Raw genomic sequence first — 16,920 nt, 5'->3', positions numbered from 1 at the left:
GCCACAACCAGTCGAACCAGTGGATCGCGTCGATGGACGTGATCGGCCACGAATTCGGCCACGGCATCGACCAGAACACCCCCGGCGGCACCAGCACCGAAGCCGGACTCGGTGAAGGCACCGGCGACATCTTCGGCGCACTGACCGAGGCGTACACCAACGAGCCCTCGCCGTACGACGTCCCCGACTACACCGTCGGCGAGACGGTGAACCTGGTCGGCCAAGGCCCGATCCGCTACATGTACAAGCCCTCCACCAACGGCGACCCGGACTGCTACAGCTCGTCCATCCCCAGCACCGAGGTGCACAAGGCGGCCGGGCCGTTGAACCACTGGTTCTACCTGCTCGCCGAGGGCACCAACCCCGGCGGCGGCAAGCCCACCAGCCCGACCTGCAACAACACCACCCTCACCGGGGTCGGCATCCAGCAGGCCGGCAAGGTCTTCTACGGCGGCATGCTGCTCAAGACCAGCGGCATGACCTACAAGAAGTACCGCACGGTCACGCTGAACTCGGCCAAGACCCTCGACCCGACCTGCGCCCTGTTCGCCAAGACCAAGGCCGCCTGGGACGCGGTCAGCCTGCCGGCCCAGCCGAACGACCCGACCTGCACCTCGAATCCGGGCGACCCCGACTTCTCTCTCGCGCTGAACCCGACCTCGGGCAACGTGGCGCTCGGCGGCGACGTCACCACCGCGGTGAACACCACGACCACCAGCGGGTCGGCGCAGTCGCTCACCCTGACCACCTCGACCCTGCCCAGCGGGGTGACCGCGGAGTTCACTCCGGGCACCATCCAGTCGGGTGCCAACTCGTCGCTGAAGTTCTCGGCGAGTTCGACGGCGACTCCGGGTACGTACACGGTGACGGTCACCGCGACCGGTACCGCCACCCATACCGCGCAATACACGCTGACCGTCGGCAGCGGCGGACCCGGGTGCAACGCGCCCGCGTGGAACGCGAATTCGGTCTACACCAACGGCAGTGTGGTCTCCTATCAAGGCCACACCTACCGCGCCAAGTGGTGGACCCAGGGCGAAGTCCCCGGAACCACCGGTCAATGGGGGGTGTGGGTGGACCTCGGCGCCTGCTGAGCCGACCCGCGGACAGTCGACTCCGGTAGCCGACCCGCCCGATCGTGCCGCCCGGTAGGCCCGTCGTTCGGCCTACCGGGCGGCACCGCGTCCGGATCCGGCTATTCGGCGACCTCGGTGTACCGGCCCTCCTCGGGGGTCTCCGCCCCGCTCCACGGCGTGCTCGGCTCGGACAGGTGAACCGCGACTCCGGCCGGTTCGAGGGCCGCGCGCAGGCGCGCGGCGGCGTCCGCGCCGAGGAAGTGGTGATGCACGGTCAGGCGTTCGAGATGGGTGAGCGGCCGGCCGGCGAGCAGCGCGTCCGCGCCGGTGTCGGAGAGCGTGCCCATGGACAGGTCGAGCGAGCGCAGCCGCGCGAGGACGGGGGAGGCGGCGACCGCCGCGGCGACCTCGTCCTGGATCGCGCTGTTCATCAGGCCGAGGTGCCGCAGCTCGGGATGCCGGGTGCCGTCCAGGAGGTCGGCCAGGTCGGCCGCGCTCGCGTCGCCTCCGTACATCGGCACCCCGAGCCACAGGTCGAGGTACTCGAGTGCGGGAAACTCGCACGCCGCGACGGCCCGGGGCACCCGCGCGGGCATGCCGCCGGTCTGCAGGACGAGCTTGCGCAGTCGCTCGTGCCGCGTCGGGCGCAGTGCGAATCCGGAAGCCGGCTGCTGATCCTGACCGAACCGGTAGCCCAGTTCCTCCAGGTGCGGAAAGGCGTCCAGGAGCGGCGTGATGTCCTCGGGTGGGATCCACGAGACTTCGTGCTCCTCGCCGATGATGTCGCCGACGAACAGGTGGCGTAGCGCCGGGAATCGGTCGGCGTGCTCGCACAACACCCGGATGATGGCGTTCTCGCCCTCCAGGATGTCGGTGGCCCAGTAGCCGATGACCAGCGCCCGTACCCGCGTGGTGTCGACCGTGTCGAGGAACAGCGCGAACACGTCCGCGAATTCGAGCTCGGCCTCGAAGTGGGTGGCGATCTTCCAGGCGACCGCTCCGGGCTCCGGCGCGGAGGCGACGAGTTCCGCGAGCTGCTCCTCGTCGTCCTTGTCGAAGCCGTCGATGTCGTCGACGGCCAGGAACTCGTGCACCGGGAGCCCGCCCAGTTCGCCGAGATGGTTCCACACACTCATGAGGGTCTGTTCCGTTTCCGATCGAACCTGCTGCCGGCCGAAGCCTACGAACCCCGGCCGACAGCACCCTGGGGCGGGGTGCGCACGGGAGTTCGAAGCGGGAGCTCGGTGGGACTTCAATGGAGACGTCCGACGCGCCGCTCGATCACGAGCCGACGTCGGCAGCCGGATCGACCCGGCCCATTCGAATTCCGCACCTACGTTCGAGTGTGGGTGCCCGGCGTTCGAGGCAGTGGGGTTGGGCGGCGATCGGCGCCGACGGTGTGAGGCGAGAGGCAGCGGGCATGAGCGACGACTTCGTTCTGGATGTGACCAGGATCCGGGAGCAGGCACGGCAGAAGATGGGCGAGGGCGCGGTCACCTCGACGTACGGACTGGACACCGGCCGGGTGATCGACGTGCTCAACGACGTGGTCGCCACCGAGATCGTGTGTTGGCTGCGCTATACCCGGCACGCCATCTCGGCCGCGGGCATCGACCGGGCCCAGGTGGCGGCGGAGTTCACCGAGCACGCCGCCGAGGAGATGCAGCACGGGCTCCGGGCCGCGGAGCGCATCTCCCAACTCGGCGGGGATCCGGACTTCGATCCGACCACGCTGCACGAACGCTCGCACACCGAGTACTCGACCGCCGCGGACACCGACCTGAAGGCCATGCTCGAACAGAACCTGCTCGCCGAACGCATCGTCATCTCCACCTACCAGGAGATCGCCCGCTGGCTCGGCGACCGCGATCCCACCACCCGACGCATGATCGAGTCGATCCTGGAGGAAGAGGAGGAACACGCCGACGACCTGCTGGACCTTCTCGGCACCTGATCGACACCGGCCCGAGCGGCCGACGTCTCGCGCCGCCCCGGGCCGATCGAGCCCCGACCACATCGAGCATCGACCGTGCGCACGGGTCCACCGGAGCGGACCCGTGCGCCCGCCCCCTCGACGAAACCCCATGGGGGCACTCCCGGGCAATGCGCGACTGCGAGCCCGGTGCCGGGGCCGATTCGGCTCGACGCGGCGGCGACGACGGCGGCTTGCAGATCGGCTGTCCGGACGCGAAATTCCGTTCCGTGTGGGTCGGTTCATTGGCCGCCCGCGCGCCGTCGAAGCCGGTCTCGGTGTCGCGGTGGCCTTCCGCAGCCGAGTGAACCCACGCTCTCGCGACGCGACACGCCGGCGCGTGTGCGCTCACGCTTTCGATCGCGGGTCCACACTCGAAGGATGGACATCATCGGCGCACCGGCCATCGTCGTCGTACCCAACCGTGACGACGAGGTCGAGGTCGAGGTGGATCTGCACGACTGGCCGGTGGACGGCGACGTGTTGCCACACACCTGGAACGGGGTGATCCACCACGATCTGGGGCTGGAGGTCGGCGAGCAGCTCGCGCTGTTCCTGGTCGACGAGAACAGCGCGTTGGGGCACCCCTGCGTGGTCACGTCCAACGCCGACCACCGAACCCGGGTATGTGCACGCGAAGGGGGATGAGCGCGCTCGACCCGCCGCGAGGAACACGTACGAGGGCGCGATCTCGTCCGGATGCGGGTCTTGCCCCCACCAACTGCTGTCGTCGGGCCATCCTTGGCCGCTCCCCGGCGGAACGAGCCGGCCGACGCCGGTCGGGATGCCCGAAGCATTGCGGAACGCAGCGTTCCTATTGGGCATTTACCGTCGTCTTCGAGCGGGACGAGGACCGGATCCGAGGCCCTCGCCCGCAGCGGAAGGAGAACGACGATGATCCTGGTCACCGGAGCCACCGGACACTTCGGCCGACAGACCGTGGAGGCGCTGGCCGCGGCGAAGCTGCCGGTGCGGGCGCTGAGCCGCAAGCCGGAGAGCGCCGCACTGCCGGAGGAGGCCGAGGTGGTCCGCGGCGACTTCGCCGATCCCGCCACGTTGACCGCGGCGTTCGACGGCGTGACCGCGCTGTTCCTGGTGCTGCCGTACGGAACGGCCCCGGAGGCGTTGCTCGACGCCGCCGGCGCGGCGGGTGTGCGCCGGATCGTGTTCCTGTCGTCCGGCGCCGTCGTGGACGGGGCACCCGTACAGCCGAACGTGATCGCCGCCTACCACGCCCGGGTGGAGCAGGCGGTCGCCGCCACCGGGATCGCGCACACCTTCCTGCGGCTGATGTTCCCCGCGATCAACTCGCTCACCTTCGCGATGCAGTTGGCACAGGGCGACGTCGTGCGCGCTCCCTACGCGGCAGCGACCACCGCGCCGATCCACGAACGCGATGTCGCCGACGCCGCCGTCCGGGTCCTCACCACCGACGGACACGCCGGGTGCGCCTACCTGCTGACCGGGCCCGAGGCCCTCACCCAGGTCGAGCAGGTGCGCCTGCTCGGCGCGGCGCTGGGTCGACCGCTCGTCTTCGAGGAGCTCGACGCCGGACCGGTGCGCGAACAGTTGGCCGCCTTCATGGACGCCGACTTCGTGCACGCCCTGTTCGACCTGATGGCGGCGACCGTGGACACCCGGCCCGAGATCACCCCGGCGTTGACCCGACTCACCGGCGCCGCTCCGCGCGGCTACGCCCGGTGGGCCGCCGACCACGTCGCCGACTTCGCCTGACCCGCCGCCGCCAGGCCGCCCCACCTCGGACTCCGGGCCCAAGTGCCGGTGGGGCGGCGGCGCGGGCCCACCCCCGCAGCACCCCGTCCCCGTCCCGCCGGCCGGCCAACGGGCGGGTGGCAAGCCGCTCTTCCCGAAAATCGGTCGCACGATACGCCGTAGGCGTCGGCTGCCGCGATCTCGGCGACTGCGGGCAAACGTGTGTCGTCGTCGAGCAACCGTTTACGCGCCTGTCGGGTGCGCGTCGGGTCCGGGAACGGTTTGCGACCGCCGACGAGTCGTGACGGCCCGCCCGACGCACGGTGAACCGAGGCTCCTCTCCCTGGCACGAAGCCGATGGGAGAGGAACCGCACCCCCGGGCGGGACCGGCCCGGGGATCGCACCGTGACCGCCGGGCCGGACGACTACCCCGCCTCCGGCGGCGGAGGTGCGTCCACCACCAGGGCGACGATGGTGTCGATGACGGCGCCCATGTCCACGGTGGGGTCGATCAGCCACTGGTACTGGATGCCGTCCGCGGCGGCGAGGGCCAGTCGGGCGATGGCGTCGACGTCGACCTCCGGTCGGACCCGGCCGCGCTGTTGCAGCTCGGCAAGGCCCTCGCGCAGGCCGGCCACGATGTCGGTGGAGCGGACCTCGAAGAAGTCGCGGGCCGGATGGCCGGGGAAGCCGGCCGCCGCGGCCATGCTCACGTAGAGGCGCACCAGGCCGGGGACGTCGCCGTTGTGGCGCAGCAGGTCGGCCATCCGGGTGAGCGGGTCGCCGTACGCGTCCAAGGCGATCTTCTCGCCGGCCACCCGGTCGCGTTCGCCGAGCACCCAGATCAGCAGACCCTCGCGGGACCCGAAGTAGTGCAGGACGCCGGCCTGGGACATGCCCATGCGGTCGGCGATCTCCTTGATCAGCGCGCCCTTTTCCCCGAGGGTCGCGAACACGTCCAGCGCCACTTCCAGGATCTGGTTGCGACGGGCCACGCCCTTCGCGTAACGGCCGCGTGGCGTACGGATGTTGTCCAACCGCGCCTGCCGCTCGGGTTCCACGGGTCCGGTCATGAAAGAAAACCTAGCCGAGTTCGGGTTTTTGCGTCCAGGCGCACCGTGGGGCTGCCACGCGAGGGCGGAACGCCTGCGGGCGGCTCGGCGAACCACGATCACCCTCGCCTAGGCGCCCGTCGCTCTGATGATCATCTTCCCGGTGTTGCCGCCGCGCAGCATCGACGTGAACGCCGCCACGATCCGTTCGAAGCCCACCACCACCGTCTCGTCCGACGTCAGCCTTCCGGCGAGCAGGTGCGGCACCGCGAAGTCGTACAACTCGTCCCGCAGGTCGCCGTGATCGCGGACCAGGAAGCCCTCCAGACGCAGGCTCTTCTCCACGAAGTCCGCGTGGTCGAAGCGCACCGGCGGGGCATCCCGCCGGTTGTACTGACTGATCGTGCCGACCCGGACGATCCGACCGCGCTCGCGCAGCGCCCCGACGGCGGCGGCCAGGTGGTCGCCGCCGACGTTGTCGACGAATACGTCGACGCCCTCCGGCGCGGCGCGCGCGAGCAGTTCGGCAACCGGACCGTCCCGGTAGTCGAAGGCCCGGTCGTAGCCGACCCGCTCGGTCAGATACCGCGCCTTGGCCGCCGATCCCGTGCTGCCCACCAGCAGCCGCGCACCCAACAGCCGGGCGAACCGGCCGACGGCGGTGCCGACGGCGCCCGCCGCGCCGGAGACGAACAGGTCGTCGCCCTCGCGCAGCGGAGCGATCCGGGTGAGGGCGACGTACGCGGTCAGCCCCGTACCGCCGAGCAGGCCCAGGTGCGCGGACAGCGGGACCCCCGGCAGGTCGGGAAGCGGTTGCACCTCGTCGGGACGAACCACCGCGTGCGTGCGCCAGCCCCGGCGATGGAAGACCATCGTGCCCTCGACCAGCGCCGGGTCGCGGGAGGCGACGACCCGGCCGAGCGTGCGCCCCTCCAGCGGGGCGTTCAGCGCGAACTCGGCGTCCATCATCTCGCGGTGGTAGGGGTCGACCGACCAGTACAGGTTCTCCACCAAGGCCGTCCCGCGTGCCGGCTCGGGCACGGGCGTTTCCACGAACCGGAAGTGCTCGCAGGCGGGGAACCCGTCGGGCCGGGCGATCTGGTGGACGGTGACGGCCTCGGTGCGCAGGGGCGAGTTCATGGGACGCGAACGTACGCAGGAATGCGCGGGCCCGGCAGCGGGTTGCGCTCATGACCGATCCGGATCCATGAGTCGCCCTCATGACGGCAGATGGGAGCCCTGATGACGGCCCGAGCCGATCTTTCGCCGCAGGAGTTGCGGATCCTCGTCGCGGCGACCGACACGGGCAGCTTCTCGGCCGCCGGCGTGGCGCTGGGCACCACCCAGTCGGGCGTCTCGCACGCGGTGCGCGAGATCGAACGCAAGGTGGGCGCCGTGTTGTTCGAGCGCGGCCGGACCGGGATCCGGCCCACCCCGGCGGGGACCGCGGCCGCGGCGCACGCACGACGTGTGTTGCGGATGCTGGACGTACTGGTCGCCGAGGCCCGCGGGGCGGGCGCCGGGCCGGACGAGGGACCCGCGGTCACCGGACCGCTGCGCATCGCCGCCTTCCGCAGCGCGGCCCTGCATCTGCTGCCGCCGGTGCTGGAACGCCTCACCGCCCGGCACCCGGATCTCGAACCCCGGGTGCGCATCGTCCGTGAGGTCGGCCCGGGCACGGCCGGGGAGGTGGCCGAGGGGCGGGCGGACGTGGGCATCGCGACCCTGGGGACCGGTACGCCGACGCCGCCGGGGCTGATCGCCGGCGTCCTGTCCGAGGAGCCCTACGCGTTGGTGCATCCGGCCGGGCATCCCGATCCGCGCTCACTGCCGCTGGTCGACTGGACCGAGAACTGTTCCTCCTACACACGCGAATGGTGGGCGACGCAGGACTGGATCCCCCCGGCCACCGTCGAGGCGCAGGACGACGGAGCCGTGCTCGCCATGGTGAGCAGCGGTTTCGGCATGGCGATCATGCCCGCGCTCTCCCTCACCGGGGCACCGCCCTCCGTACGGATCGCCGATCTCGGCCCGACCCGCCCGACCCGCTCCGTGGGCTACCTCACCACACCCGAACTCGCCGCGACCGCCGCCGTCCGGGCACTCGTCCGCGAACTCCGGCACACCCGCACCCCCGGTGTCCCGGCGAAGGCGCGCACCCGGGTTCGGGGCTGATCCCGCTCCCGCCGGGCAGTGTCGACGATCGCCGGAGGTGGGGGCGGGCCCTACCGGGCGCGCCGGCCCTACGTGCGCGCCGGCTCCTTGCGCGGGGCAACGAGTACGGGGCGGTCCGGCAGGGCGAGTTCGACCCGGGAGCCGACCGGCAGCGTGGCCGCCGTGTGCGAGGGCACGTCGACCTTGACCGTCGCGCCCGCGGCCGAGCGCACGCTCAGCCGGGTGACCGCGCCGAGGAAGGCCGCGCCGAGCACCTGGGCCGAGCCGTCCGCGGCCGCCGCCGTGACCTCGATCGATTCCGGGCGCAGCAGCGCGTCCACGTCGCCGTGCGCGGGCTCGCCGTCGATCGGCAGGTCGCGGCCGAGGACGTGCACCACCGCACCGTCGGCCCGCGCGGGGAGGCGGCTCATCACCCCCACGAACTCGGCGACGAACGCGGTCGCGGGACGGGCGTACAACTGCGCCGGTGGCGCGCACTGTTCGAGCCGGCCCGCGTTCATCACCGCGACCCGGTCGGCCAGCGAGAGCGCCTCCTCCTGGTCGTGCGTCACGAACAGGGTGGTGATGCCGAGTTCCTGTTGCAGTCGCCTGATCTCGTCCCGCAGGGTCAACCGCACTCGCGCGTCCAGTGCCGACAGCGGCTCGTCGAGCAGCAGGACGCGCGGACGCAGCGCGAGCGCCCGGGCCAGCGCGATCCGCTGTTGTTGGCCGCCGGAGAGCTGGTGCGGATACCGGTCGGCCTGGTCCGGCAGACCGACCAGGTCCAGGAGTTCGCCGGCCCGAGCGCGTCGATCGGCGCGCCCCACGCCCCGCATCCGCAGGCCGAACGCGACGTTGTCCAGCGCGCTCAGGTGCGGGAACAGGCTGTACGACTGGAAGACCATGCCCGCGTCGCGGCGATGCGCGGGCACCCGGGTGATGTCCTGGCCGTCGACGAGCACCTCCCCCGCGTCCGGATGCTCGAAGCCCGCGACCACGCGCAGTGCGGTGGTCTTGCCGCAGCCGGACGGGCCGAGCAGGGCGACGAGTTCGCCCTGCCCGACCGTCAGGTCCAGCCCGGCCAGGGCCCGGACGTTGCCGAACGAGCGTTGCAGGCCCCGGAATTCGACGGTGGCGCCGGTCTGCGGCCCGGTGCGGGTCTTCGGCTGGTCGAACGTCATGGTCACGAGGTCTCCGGGAGGGTTTTCGTCCGGGCGCTGCGCGGCCGGCCGGCGGTGGCGAGGGCGAGCAGCAGTACCCAGGTGACGAGCAGGCCGATCACCGACACCGCGACCGACATCTCGGCCTGGGAACCGCCGATGCCGACGATCCACACCGCGAAGGGGCGGTAGCCCAGGATCGCGGCGACGGTGTACTCGCCGAGTACGAGCGCCAGGGTCAGGAACGCGGTGTTGAGCAACGCACCACGCAGGTTGGGCAGGACCACCTGGAGCACCGCGCGCGGCCAGTTCGCGCCGCACGCGCGCGCCGCCTCGACCAGCACCTCGAGGTCGATCGCGGCGAGCCCGCCGTCGAGCGTGCGGTAGGCCAGCGGCAGCGCCATCAGCGTGTACGCGAGCACCAGCACGATCGGGAAATCCGGGTCCTGGATGGCGATGAACGTGTCGTACAGCGGGGTGTCGGCCAGGTGGTCCGGGCCCCAGCGCAACACCGTGCCGATGCCGGCGACCAGCGCGATGGCGGGTACCACCAACGGCAACGAGCACACCACCTCGATCACCCAGCGCAGGCGCGGCGCGGTCAGCCGCACGGTGATCAGCGCGGGCACCAGCAGCAACAACACCGATACGACGGTGGCGGCGGCGAGTTCGAGGGTGAGCGTGAGGCTGTCCAGGAAGCCGTCGGCCCCCAGGATCCCGGTGTACGCGTCGAACGTGATGCCCCGGCCGGGTACGTCGATGCTGAAGACCACCGAACACACCATCGGCAGCAGGAAGTACGTGCCGGCGATCAGCAGGACCACGCCCCGCGACCAACGGATCCGGCCGCGCAGTGCGGCTAGTCGAGCCATCGGGCACTCCGACGCTGAAGGGGCAGGTGAACGGCGGTGACCAGACCGGCCACCACGACCATGTCCAGGCTGAGCGCGAGCGCCACGTTGCCCTGGTCGACCAGGACGTTGCCGGACAGCGCGTCGGCGATCTGCATCGTCACCAACGGCACCGAGCTGCCGACCATCGCGGCGGCCGTCGCGTAGGCCGCGAACGCCGAACCGAAGAGCAGGACGAAGCCGCCGAGCAGCGCGGGGGTCAGGATCGGCAGCGCGACGTGCACCCAGTAACGGAACGCGTTGGCCCCGTTGTTGCGGGCCGCCTCGCGCCACTGCCGGCGCAGTCCTTCGAGGGAGGGGGTCAGGATGAGCACCATGAGCGGGATCAGGAAGTAGAGGTAGACCACGGACAGTCCGGTGAAGCTGTAGAGGCTCCAGCCGTGCTCGGTCAGGTCGAGCCTGCCGGTCACCACCCCGGCATTGCCGAGCGTGGCCACGAACGCGAACGCCAGGGCGACCCCGCCGAAGTTGGCGAGCACGCCGGACGCGGTCAGCGCGGCCTCGCGGACGAAGCGGAAGCGCGAGGTGACCACGGTGTAGGCGATCGGCAGTGCGCACACGGTGGCGATCAGCGCGGTGACCGCGGACAACTTCACACTGCCGATCAGCGCGGTCAGGTACGCGCCTTGCACGGACGCGGACAGGTTGGCGCCGGTGGCCTGCACCCCGTCGGGGGCGGTGGCCGGTGTGGTGAAGGCCCCGAAGACCATCGCGGCCGTCGGCACGCCGAAGACCACGGCGGCGAACAACAACAACGGCACTACACCGAGCCAGTGCGGGGCGCGGCGCCGCCGCCGGGGCCGGGCCGCGCTCCGCTCGCGCACGGCGAGCGGAGGCACGATCCGGACCTCGGCGCGGGCGCCGACGTCGGAGAGGTCGGTGCTCATCCGGCGACTGCCTGGCCCCAGCCACCGGTGAGGACCTTCTTGGCCTTGTCGACCTGGTCCGGGGTCGGGAAGACCGGGGCGCCGGCGCCGGGCACGGCGGGCAGCTTCGCGGCGAATCCGGCGTCCAGCGTGCCGGCCTCCTTCATCGCGCCCATCAGGGCCGGCCGGGCGTAGCCCTTGAGCCACAGGTTCTGGCCCTCGGCGCTGTACAGGAATTCCTGCCACAGGCGCGCGGCGGCCGGGTGCGGCGCCCACTTCACGATCGCCTGCGAGTAGTACTGCGCGTAGACGCCGTCGGTGGGGATGTTCACCTGCCAGTCGACGCCCTTGGACTTGAACTCGTCCGCGTAGCCCGCGTTGAGGTAGTCCCAGTCGATGCTGATCGGCGTCTCGCCCTTCTGCACGGTGGCGGGGGTCGACTCGACCGGGTTGTAGTTGCCGTTCTTCTTGAGCTTGCCGAAGAAGTCCAGGCCGGGCTGGATGTCGTCGAACGAGCCGCCGTTGGCCAGCGCCGCCGCGTACACGCCGCCGAACGCCGAGCCGGACTTGGTCGGGTTGCCGTTGAGCGCGACCTGGCCCTTGTACTGCGGCTTGAGCAGGTCGGCGAACGTCTTCGGGCACTCCTTGATCCGCGCGGCGTCGCAGCCGATCGAGATGTAGCCGCCGTAGTCGTTGAACCAGCGCCCCTGCGCGTCCTTCTGCGGCTCGGGGATCCGGTCGAACGCGGCGACCTTGTACGGCGCGAGCAGGTCCTGCTTCGCGGCGCTGAGCGCGAACGCGTTGCCCAGGTCCAGCACGTCGGGCGAACGGTCCTGGCCCTTGCGCTGGGTCACCGCGTTGATCTCGTCCTGGGACGTGCCGTCGGGGTTCTCCACCTCGACCTTGATGCCGTACTTCGCCTGGAAGGCGTCGATCAGCGCGCCGTAGTTGGCCCAGTCGCGGGGCAGCGCGATCGCGTTGAGCTTGCCCTCCTTCTTCGCCGCGGCCACCAGCGCCTCCATGCCGCCGAAGTCCTGGACGGAGGTGGCCGACGCCGCGTCCTTGGCCCCGCCGGGAGTGCCCGACGCGGCGGAGGTGCCGGCCCCGGACGTCTTGTCGGATGCCGAGCCGCAGGCGCTCAGGGTGAGCGCGGCCACGGCAAGGCCGGCGACCAGTCCGGTCGCACGAACGCGGAGCACTGTCACGGGGTTCTCCTGGAGCTTCGAATGGAGTGCCTGAGTTGGCTGTACAACTTGGTCCAGTACGCCCGACGTCGATGGCCGCAACATGAACACAGCCGCACGGGCGCGCGAGGTTCCCGGGAAATAGCCGTGCGCCCCGGCAGCCGCGCCGTGACCGGGTAGGGTCGCCACGGTCGGACGTCCCGGCAATGGAATTCGGGGGGTGGCGATGGGGGTTCAGGGCGAGGCGCGCTACCGACAGGTCGCGGCCGATCTGCGGGAGGCGATCACCACCGGCCGATACGGCTCCGGTGGTCGGCTGCCCGCCGAGGGCGATCTCGCGCAGCACTACGGCGTCTCGCGGGGCACGGTGCGCCAGGCGCTCGCGGTGCTGCGCGCGGACGGGATGGTCACGTCCCGGCGCGGCACCCGGCGGGTGGTGCTGGGGGCCGCCCGGACGCAGAGTTTCGCCGAGCTGCTGAGCTTCACCCGCTGGGCGCGCTCGATCGGCGAGGAGCCCGGCGGGCGCACGGTGGCGGTCGAACCGGTGCCGGGGGATCCGGGCGAGTGTGCCCAGTTGGGCCTGGCGCCGGGGTCGTCGGTCTACCGGGTGTTGCGGTTGCGGACGCTCTCCCGGGTGCCGGTGATGATCGAGCGCACCGTGTATCCCGAGCGGATCGGGGCCCTGGTGCAGGGATTTCCGATCGACGCGGTCTCGCACACCGAGCCGCTGGAGGAACTGGGCGTGTTGTTCACCGACGCCGACCACACGATCGACCAGTGGCCGGCCGACGCGGAGGACGCCCGGCTGCTGGGCTGCCCACCGGGCACGTCGCTGCTGCGCGAACGGCGCCGCACGACGGACCCGACGGGTGTGCCGGTGGAGTGGTCGCAGGACCGCTACCTGCCGGGCACCGTGGCCTTCACGGTGCACAACTCGGTGGCCACGACGGCACTGTCCCGACGACGGGGCTGACGGGTCGGCGGGGGCGGCTCGACCGGCCGGGCCGGGAGGGCCCGGCCGACCGGCTCACGGCAGCAGCAGCCGGGTCAACAACGCACAAAAGTGCGCGAAGTCCGGGACGATCGTGTCGGCGTCCTTCGCCGCCTCGTCCCAGCGCCGCACCCGTACCGCGTCGACCGCGTAGGGCCCGTCCGCGAACGCGCGCGCCTCGGCCTCGTCCATCGGGCCGCCCTGCACGCCGAGCGTGTACACGGACGCGGCCGACAGGCGCGCGGCGTAGCCCGGCTCGGTGGCACACAGGTAGCGCTTGGCCGCCACGTGCAGCCGGATCGGCTCGGTCACCTCGGGCCCGAACCGCCCGGCGAGCCGGTCCGCGCCGGTGTGGCTGTGCCGGTTGTCCTCGCCCGCCATCAGGTCGCGGCCGGTCAACGGACCGTGGAAGTGCCCGATGTCGTGCAGCAACGCGGCCGCGATCAGGTGCTCGGGGGCACCTTCGGCCTCGGCGAGCGCCCCGGCCTGCAACATGTGTTCGGCCATCGTGACGGCCTCCCCGAGGTACTCGCCCGCGCCCTGGTCGGCGAACAGGTGGGCCAGTTCGTCGAGGATGCTCGTGTCGATCTCCCGACGATCCGTCACGACGCGTCTCCGACCGTGCGGTCGAGGACGGCCAGCGTGCTCGCGAGGCCGTCCAGGTCGGCGTAGCAGCCCTGGAGGTGCCGCCGGCCCGCACCGTCGAACGCGGTGCGCGCGTGCAGGACCCGGGTGTTGTCGAACACCACACAATCGCCCGGATCCAGCCGTCGGGTCAGCATCAGCTCGGGGCGGCCCAGGATCTCGGCGAAGGCGCGGTAGGCCGCGTAGAACTCGGCGAGTTCGCCGGCCGGGAGCCGCAGGGTGCCCATCGAGCGGTTGTTGAAGCGCACTTCCCGAATCCGCCCCGCGTCGTCCGCACCGATGATCGGTCGGTGCGCACGCAGCCGGGTGTGCGCGTCGCGGAATTCGAACGGCACCGGCGTACGCACCAACGCCCGGTAGGCGTCCGTCTGTTCGGCGCGCAGCAGCGCGGCGGCCCGGAAGCCGTCGACGAAACCGGAGTCACCACCGGCGGCCTCGTTGTGCAGGCAGTGCAGGAGTTGCAGCGTCGGTACCGGGTCGCGATAGGGATTGTCGGTGTGCGGGGTGATCCGTACCGAGGTGAAGGCGAGGTTGTTCGGCCGCTCCTCGACCCGCACGTCGAAGAGCCGGCCGTAGTTCGTCTCCCGCACGAAGCCGAACGTGCCCGCCACCGCGAGGACTTGCTCCTCGACGCGCGGAACGCCGCGGAGCAGCGCGAGCCCGAAGCGTTGTACGGCGGTCAGCGCGGGCACCGGGTCGCGCGCGTAGTCGTTCCAGTCGAATTCGAACCGCGACGCGGGCAACTGCGCGGCGTTCCACAGCGACTTGGCGTCCTCGCTCCTGGGATCCGGCTCGGCGGGCGCCTCGAACCAGGTGCGCGCGTAGACGGAGCGGTGCCCGTCCGGTGCCCACACGATCTCCACGTCGGACCCGTGCTCGCGGACGTCGGCGGCGACCGGGTCGAGCGGGAGGTCGGTGATCTGGAACAACTTCTGCCCGGTTCGCGGGTCGCGACACAGCGGGCAGGGGCAGTTGTCCCGCAGCCACACGGCGGGCAGGCCGCCGATGTCCAGGGCGGTAGCCATGGGCGTCTCCTTGGTCTCAGAGAGTGCGCAAAGTTGTCTGTACAACTCGCTACCAGGGTTACCTTCGCAGGGCCGCGTGAGCACCCGGCCACGAACGCGTGACGCCGACGTGAACACCACCTCCGGAGGGCCTCAGTCGACCAGCTCCGGCGCGAAGTAGTCGCGCAGTCGGGCGATCCTCCCGTCCCGGACCCGGAAGATCTGCACCAGCGAGACCGCCGTGTCCTCGCCGTCCCCGTCGAACACGGTGTCGATCTCGGCGATGAACACGTCGGGGTCGGCCGTGGTGTGCAGTACGTATCCGGACTTCTCGAAGTTGGGCACCCGGTCGTTCCGCACCGGTTGCCGGTAGTACGCCGCCATCGCGGTCCGGATCTCCGCACGACCCACCGACCGCCGGGGGAAGCCGGCCCCGGCGGGCACCAGCGGCGCCTCCAGGACGCCGTCCTCGGTGAAGCACTCGGCGAGGGCATCGGCATCGCGGGACAGCGTCCCGGCGTGGATGTACCTCTGGAAAATCTCCTGCGGCGTTGCGGACACAGCGGGCCTCCGGGTATGTCGACGGGTGGTCGTGGTGGCGGTCGGTCGGGTGCCCGAGAGGTACCGCGTCGGGACACCCGTCACGCGGGCTGCGGTCCGGGCCGCGGTGGGCACAGGTAGAACAGCTCCGGGTCGCCCTCGTCGAGGCCGTGCACCAGGCCGACCGGACTCCAGCCGGCCCGTCGGAGCAGTCGTTGCATCGGCTGGTTGGAGACGTTGGTCGAGGTGAACAGTTTTGGGGTGGTGCACGAGGCCGCCACGGCGTCCAGCAGCCGATGGCCGACACCGCCGCCACGCGCGGTCGGGGCCACCATCAGCATCGTGACGAAACCCTGTTCGAAGAAGGTGTACTCGACCACGCAGTAGCCGAGCAGGCCGGACGCGTCCTCCGCCACGACCGCCACGCCCTGCCGGCACCACCGGCGGATGCTCGCCCGACGCTCGTCGTCGCCCTCGATCGCGATCGGGTCGATCCCGGCCAGCGCATCCGCCTCCGACTCGTCCGCGCGGCGCACCGGGAACCCACAAGGCTTGACGACGTCCATCCGTCCATCCTGCCGGCTCGCCCAAGATGCCCGCCCGCGTCCCGCACCCGCCCACGCGGCGGGGTGTCGTGACGCGACCCGGGTGCCGGCGATGGGGCTCAGGCGGGTGCGGACCGCGGGTCGTCGCCGCCAGGGCCGAGTTCGGTGTCCAGACGTGCGGGCCAATCGGCATCGGCGAGTTCCGCGTCGACGAGCAGGTCGCGCCAGTCCGCCTTCGCGAGTTCGACGGCCCGACGGAACCGACCGAGGTCGCCGTCGGCGAGCAGGACGATCGCGGCGCGGATGCGCTCGCTGCCCAACATCTCCCGATCATGGCCGGCGGCCTCCGGGAGCGCGTCGAGCATGCGCACGATCTCCGGCGCGGAACCCGGTGCGGGAAAGTCGCGTCGGATGCGCCGTTCGAGTCTTGTGCCGTCACCGGTCATGACACCACCTTCTACCAGACGGCATCGGCCGCGGGGACGCAACCGTCGCATCCGACTCGCGCGGTCGAGGCGCCGGGGCGGGCGCCTTGGCGAACTGCCCGCAAGAGCGGGCCGAGTTCGCTTTGTCCGGGGCGCCGGCACGGAGGGCGGACCTGCCCGCGCGTTCGGCGCGGGCAGGACCTATGCTCACGTCTTCGTGATCGACAATCGCCGTACCGTGCTCGCCGCTCTCGCGACCGCGGCCGTGATATCCGCCTCCGCCGTGGGCTGTTCGGCCGCCGCCGACGTCGCGGACGCCGCCCGTCCCGCCTCCGCCGCCCCCAGCGCCTCGGGGGCGGTCCCCTTCACCCTGCCGCCGCGCACCGGCGCCACACTGACCCGCGCCGAGGCCGCCCGTCGCTACCAGCAGATCGCGGCGCGCCGAAACCGGGCCGCCAACGCGCTCCTCGCGGGCATCCGCGACCACCGTCCGTGGACCGAACTGCGCGCCCTGGTCGCCAACCGACTCGCCGCCGAGGACGAGGAGTCCCGTCAACTCGCCGCGACCCCATGGCCGGCCGACGTGGCCCCACTCGCGGACGCGCTCGCCCGGGCGAACATGTCCCTGCGACCCGCGTGGCTCAAGATCATCGAGGCCAAGACCGTCGGCCAGTTCAGCCG

At 71.6% G+C, this 16,920-nt stretch carries 19 protein-coding genes and 1 pseudogene; 8 read left to right on the top strand and 12 right to left on the bottom strand.

The window, feature by feature from the left end; genetic code table 11:
• Together ACFXMF_RS40620 and ACFXMF_RS40615 are read left to right on the top strand one after the other, a co-directional pair.
• Positions 1-950 (top strand): annotated as a pseudogene (locus ACFXMF_RS40620) (M4 family metallopeptidase); the annotation flags it as partial.
• Positions 951-986: 36 nt separating this feature from the next.
• Positions 987-1,094, top strand: coding sequence for a carbohydrate-binding protein (locus tag ACFXMF_RS40615; RefSeq protein ID WP_379992905.1), 108 nt, complete (start codon positions 987-989; stop codon positions 1,092-1,094).
• 101 nt (positions 1,095-1,195) lie between these two features.
• Here ACFXMF_RS40615 and ACFXMF_RS40610 read toward each other — a convergent pair whose 3' ends face one another.
• On the bottom strand, positions 1,196-2,212 hold the full coding sequence (locus ACFXMF_RS40610; protein ID WP_360324003.1) for an STM4015 family protein: 1,017 nt from the start codon (positions 2,210-2,212) through the stop codon (positions 1,196-1,198).
• A 284-nt stretch (positions 2,213-2,496) separates the two neighbouring features.
• Between ACFXMF_RS40610 and ACFXMF_RS40605 the strand changes: the two genes are divergently transcribed.
• The 3 genes from ACFXMF_RS40605 to ACFXMF_RS40595 all read left to right on the top strand — a co-directional run bounded on the left by ACFXMF_RS40605 (position 2,497) and on the right by ACFXMF_RS40595 (position 4,782).
• Entirely contained in the window at positions 2,497-3,030 is a 534-nt protein-coding gene (locus tag ACFXMF_RS40605) for a ferritin-like domain-containing protein (RefSeq protein ID WP_360324001.1), read from the top strand.
• Positions 3,031-3,429: 399 nt separating this feature from the next.
• Positions 3,430-3,696: a hypothetical protein gene (locus tag ACFXMF_RS40600; RefSeq protein ID WP_360323999.1), complete on the top strand. Its 267-nt coding sequence runs from the start codon at positions 3,430-3,432 to the stop codon at positions 3,694-3,696.
• A gap of 246 nt (positions 3,697-3,942) precedes the next feature.
• The gene (locus ACFXMF_RS40595) at positions 3,943-4,782 is read left to right on the top strand and encodes an NAD(P)H-binding protein (RefSeq protein WP_360323997.1); all 840 of its coding nucleotides are present in this window, start codon (positions 3,943-3,945) and stop codon (positions 4,780-4,782) included.
• A gap of 405 nt (positions 4,783-5,187) precedes the next feature.
• Here the strand turns inward: ACFXMF_RS40595 and ACFXMF_RS40590 are convergent, their stop codons facing one another.
• Together ACFXMF_RS40590 and ACFXMF_RS40585 are read right to left on the bottom strand one after the other, a co-directional pair.
• Positions 5,188-5,835: a TetR/AcrR family transcriptional regulator gene (locus tag ACFXMF_RS40590; protein ID WP_360323995.1), complete on the bottom strand. Its 648-nt coding sequence runs from the start codon at positions 5,833-5,835 to the stop codon at positions 5,188-5,190.
• Between the two features lie 108 nt (positions 5,836-5,943).
• Positions 5,944-6,954, bottom strand: coding sequence for a zinc-binding dehydrogenase (locus ACFXMF_RS40585; protein ID WP_379992259.1), 1,011 nt, complete (start codon positions 6,952-6,954; stop codon positions 5,944-5,946).
• Positions 6,955-7,056: 102 nt separating this feature from the next.
• Between ACFXMF_RS40585 and ACFXMF_RS40580 the strand changes: the two genes are divergently transcribed.
• Complete coding sequence (locus ACFXMF_RS40580; RefSeq protein ID WP_360323991.1) at positions 7,057-7,989, top strand: LysR family transcriptional regulator; 933 nt, start codon at positions 7,057-7,059, stop codon at positions 7,987-7,989.
• A 68-nt stretch (positions 7,990-8,057) separates the two neighbouring features.
• Here ACFXMF_RS40580 and ACFXMF_RS40575 read toward each other — a convergent pair whose 3' ends face one another.
• From ACFXMF_RS40575 to ACFXMF_RS40560, 4 genes are read right to left on the bottom strand one after another with little or no spacing between them, the layout of a single operon-like run.
• Positions 8,058-9,149: an ABC transporter ATP-binding protein gene (locus tag ACFXMF_RS40575; RefSeq protein ID WP_379992261.1), complete on the bottom strand. Its 1,092-nt coding sequence runs from the start codon at positions 9,147-9,149 to the stop codon at positions 8,058-8,060.
• Positions 9,150-9,151: 2 nt separating this feature from the next.
• Positions 9,152-10,000 carry an ABC transporter permease subunit gene (locus ACFXMF_RS40570; RefSeq protein ID WP_360323989.1) on the bottom strand — a complete coding sequence of 283 codons (849 nt, stop codon included), beginning with the start codon at positions 9,998-10,000 and terminating at the stop codon, positions 9,152-9,154.
• Positions 9,988-10,926, bottom strand: coding sequence for an ABC transporter permease (locus ACFXMF_RS40565; RefSeq protein WP_380017875.1), 939 nt, complete (start codon positions 10,924-10,926; stop codon positions 9,988-9,990). The genes ACFXMF_RS40570 and ACFXMF_RS40565 overlap by 13 nt, the downstream gene beginning before the upstream one ends.
• The gene (locus ACFXMF_RS40560; RefSeq protein ID WP_379991671.1) at positions 10,923-12,104 is read right to left on the bottom strand and encodes an ABC transporter substrate-binding protein; all 1,182 of its coding nucleotides are present in this window, start codon (positions 12,102-12,104) and stop codon (positions 10,923-10,925) included. Before ACFXMF_RS40560 ends, ACFXMF_RS40565 begins: the two co-directional genes overlap by 4 nt.
• Positions 12,105-12,315: 211 nt before the next feature.
• Between ACFXMF_RS40560 and ACFXMF_RS40555 the strand changes: the two genes are divergently transcribed.
• Positions 12,316-13,062 carry a GntR family transcriptional regulator gene (locus ACFXMF_RS40555; RefSeq protein ID WP_360323985.1) on the top strand — a complete coding sequence of 249 codons (747 nt, stop codon included), beginning with the start codon at positions 12,316-12,318 and terminating at the stop codon, positions 13,060-13,062.
• A gap of 54 nt (positions 13,063-13,116) precedes the next feature.
• On the opposite strand, the gene ACFXMF_RS40550 is transcribed toward ACFXMF_RS40555, so the two are convergent.
• The 5 genes from ACFXMF_RS40550 to ACFXMF_RS40530 all read right to left on the bottom strand — a co-directional run bounded on the left by ACFXMF_RS40550 (position 13,117) and on the right by ACFXMF_RS40530 (position 16,260).
• A complete protein-coding gene (locus tag ACFXMF_RS40550) occupies positions 13,117-13,686 on the bottom strand; it encodes a phosphonate degradation HD-domain oxygenase (protein ID WP_360323983.1) in 570 nt (189 codons plus the stop codon).
• Positions 13,683-14,750 carry a TauD/TfdA family dioxygenase gene (locus ACFXMF_RS40545; protein WP_379991665.1) on the bottom strand — a complete coding sequence of 356 codons (1,068 nt, stop codon included), beginning with the start codon at positions 14,748-14,750 and terminating at the stop codon, positions 13,683-13,685. The genes ACFXMF_RS40550 and ACFXMF_RS40545 overlap by 4 nt, the downstream gene beginning before the upstream one ends.
• 132 nt (positions 14,751-14,882) lie before the next feature.
• The gene (locus ACFXMF_RS40540; RefSeq protein WP_360323979.1) at positions 14,883-15,290 is read right to left on the bottom strand and encodes a nuclear transport factor 2 family protein; all 408 of its coding nucleotides are present in this window, start codon (positions 15,288-15,290) and stop codon (positions 14,883-14,885) included.
• A gap of 80 nt (positions 15,291-15,370) precedes the next feature.
• A complete protein-coding gene (locus tag ACFXMF_RS40535; protein ID WP_379991666.1) occupies positions 15,371-15,835 on the bottom strand; it encodes a GNAT family N-acetyltransferase in 465 nt (154 codons plus the stop codon).
• 98 nt (positions 15,836-15,933) lie between these two features.
• Entirely contained in the window at positions 15,934-16,260 is a 327-nt protein-coding gene (locus ACFXMF_RS40530; protein WP_360323975.1) for a hypothetical protein, read from the bottom strand.
• A 196-nt stretch (positions 16,261-16,456) separates the two neighbouring features.
• On the opposite strand from ACFXMF_RS40530, the gene ACFXMF_RS40525 reads away from it, so the two are divergent.
• A partial coding sequence (locus tag ACFXMF_RS40525; RefSeq protein ID WP_380021076.1) for a hypothetical protein occupies positions 16,457-16,920 on the top strand: 464 nt, incomplete at its 3' end.

The sequence above is a fragment of the Embleya sp. NPDC059213 genome, assembly GCF_042754445.1.
Taxonomy (GTDB): domain Bacteria; phylum Actinomycetota; class Actinomycetes; order Streptomycetales; family Streptomycetaceae; genus Embleya.
The sequence above is the reverse complement of the archived record's forward strand: the minus strand, read 5'-3'. Positions and strand labels throughout refer to the sequence as shown.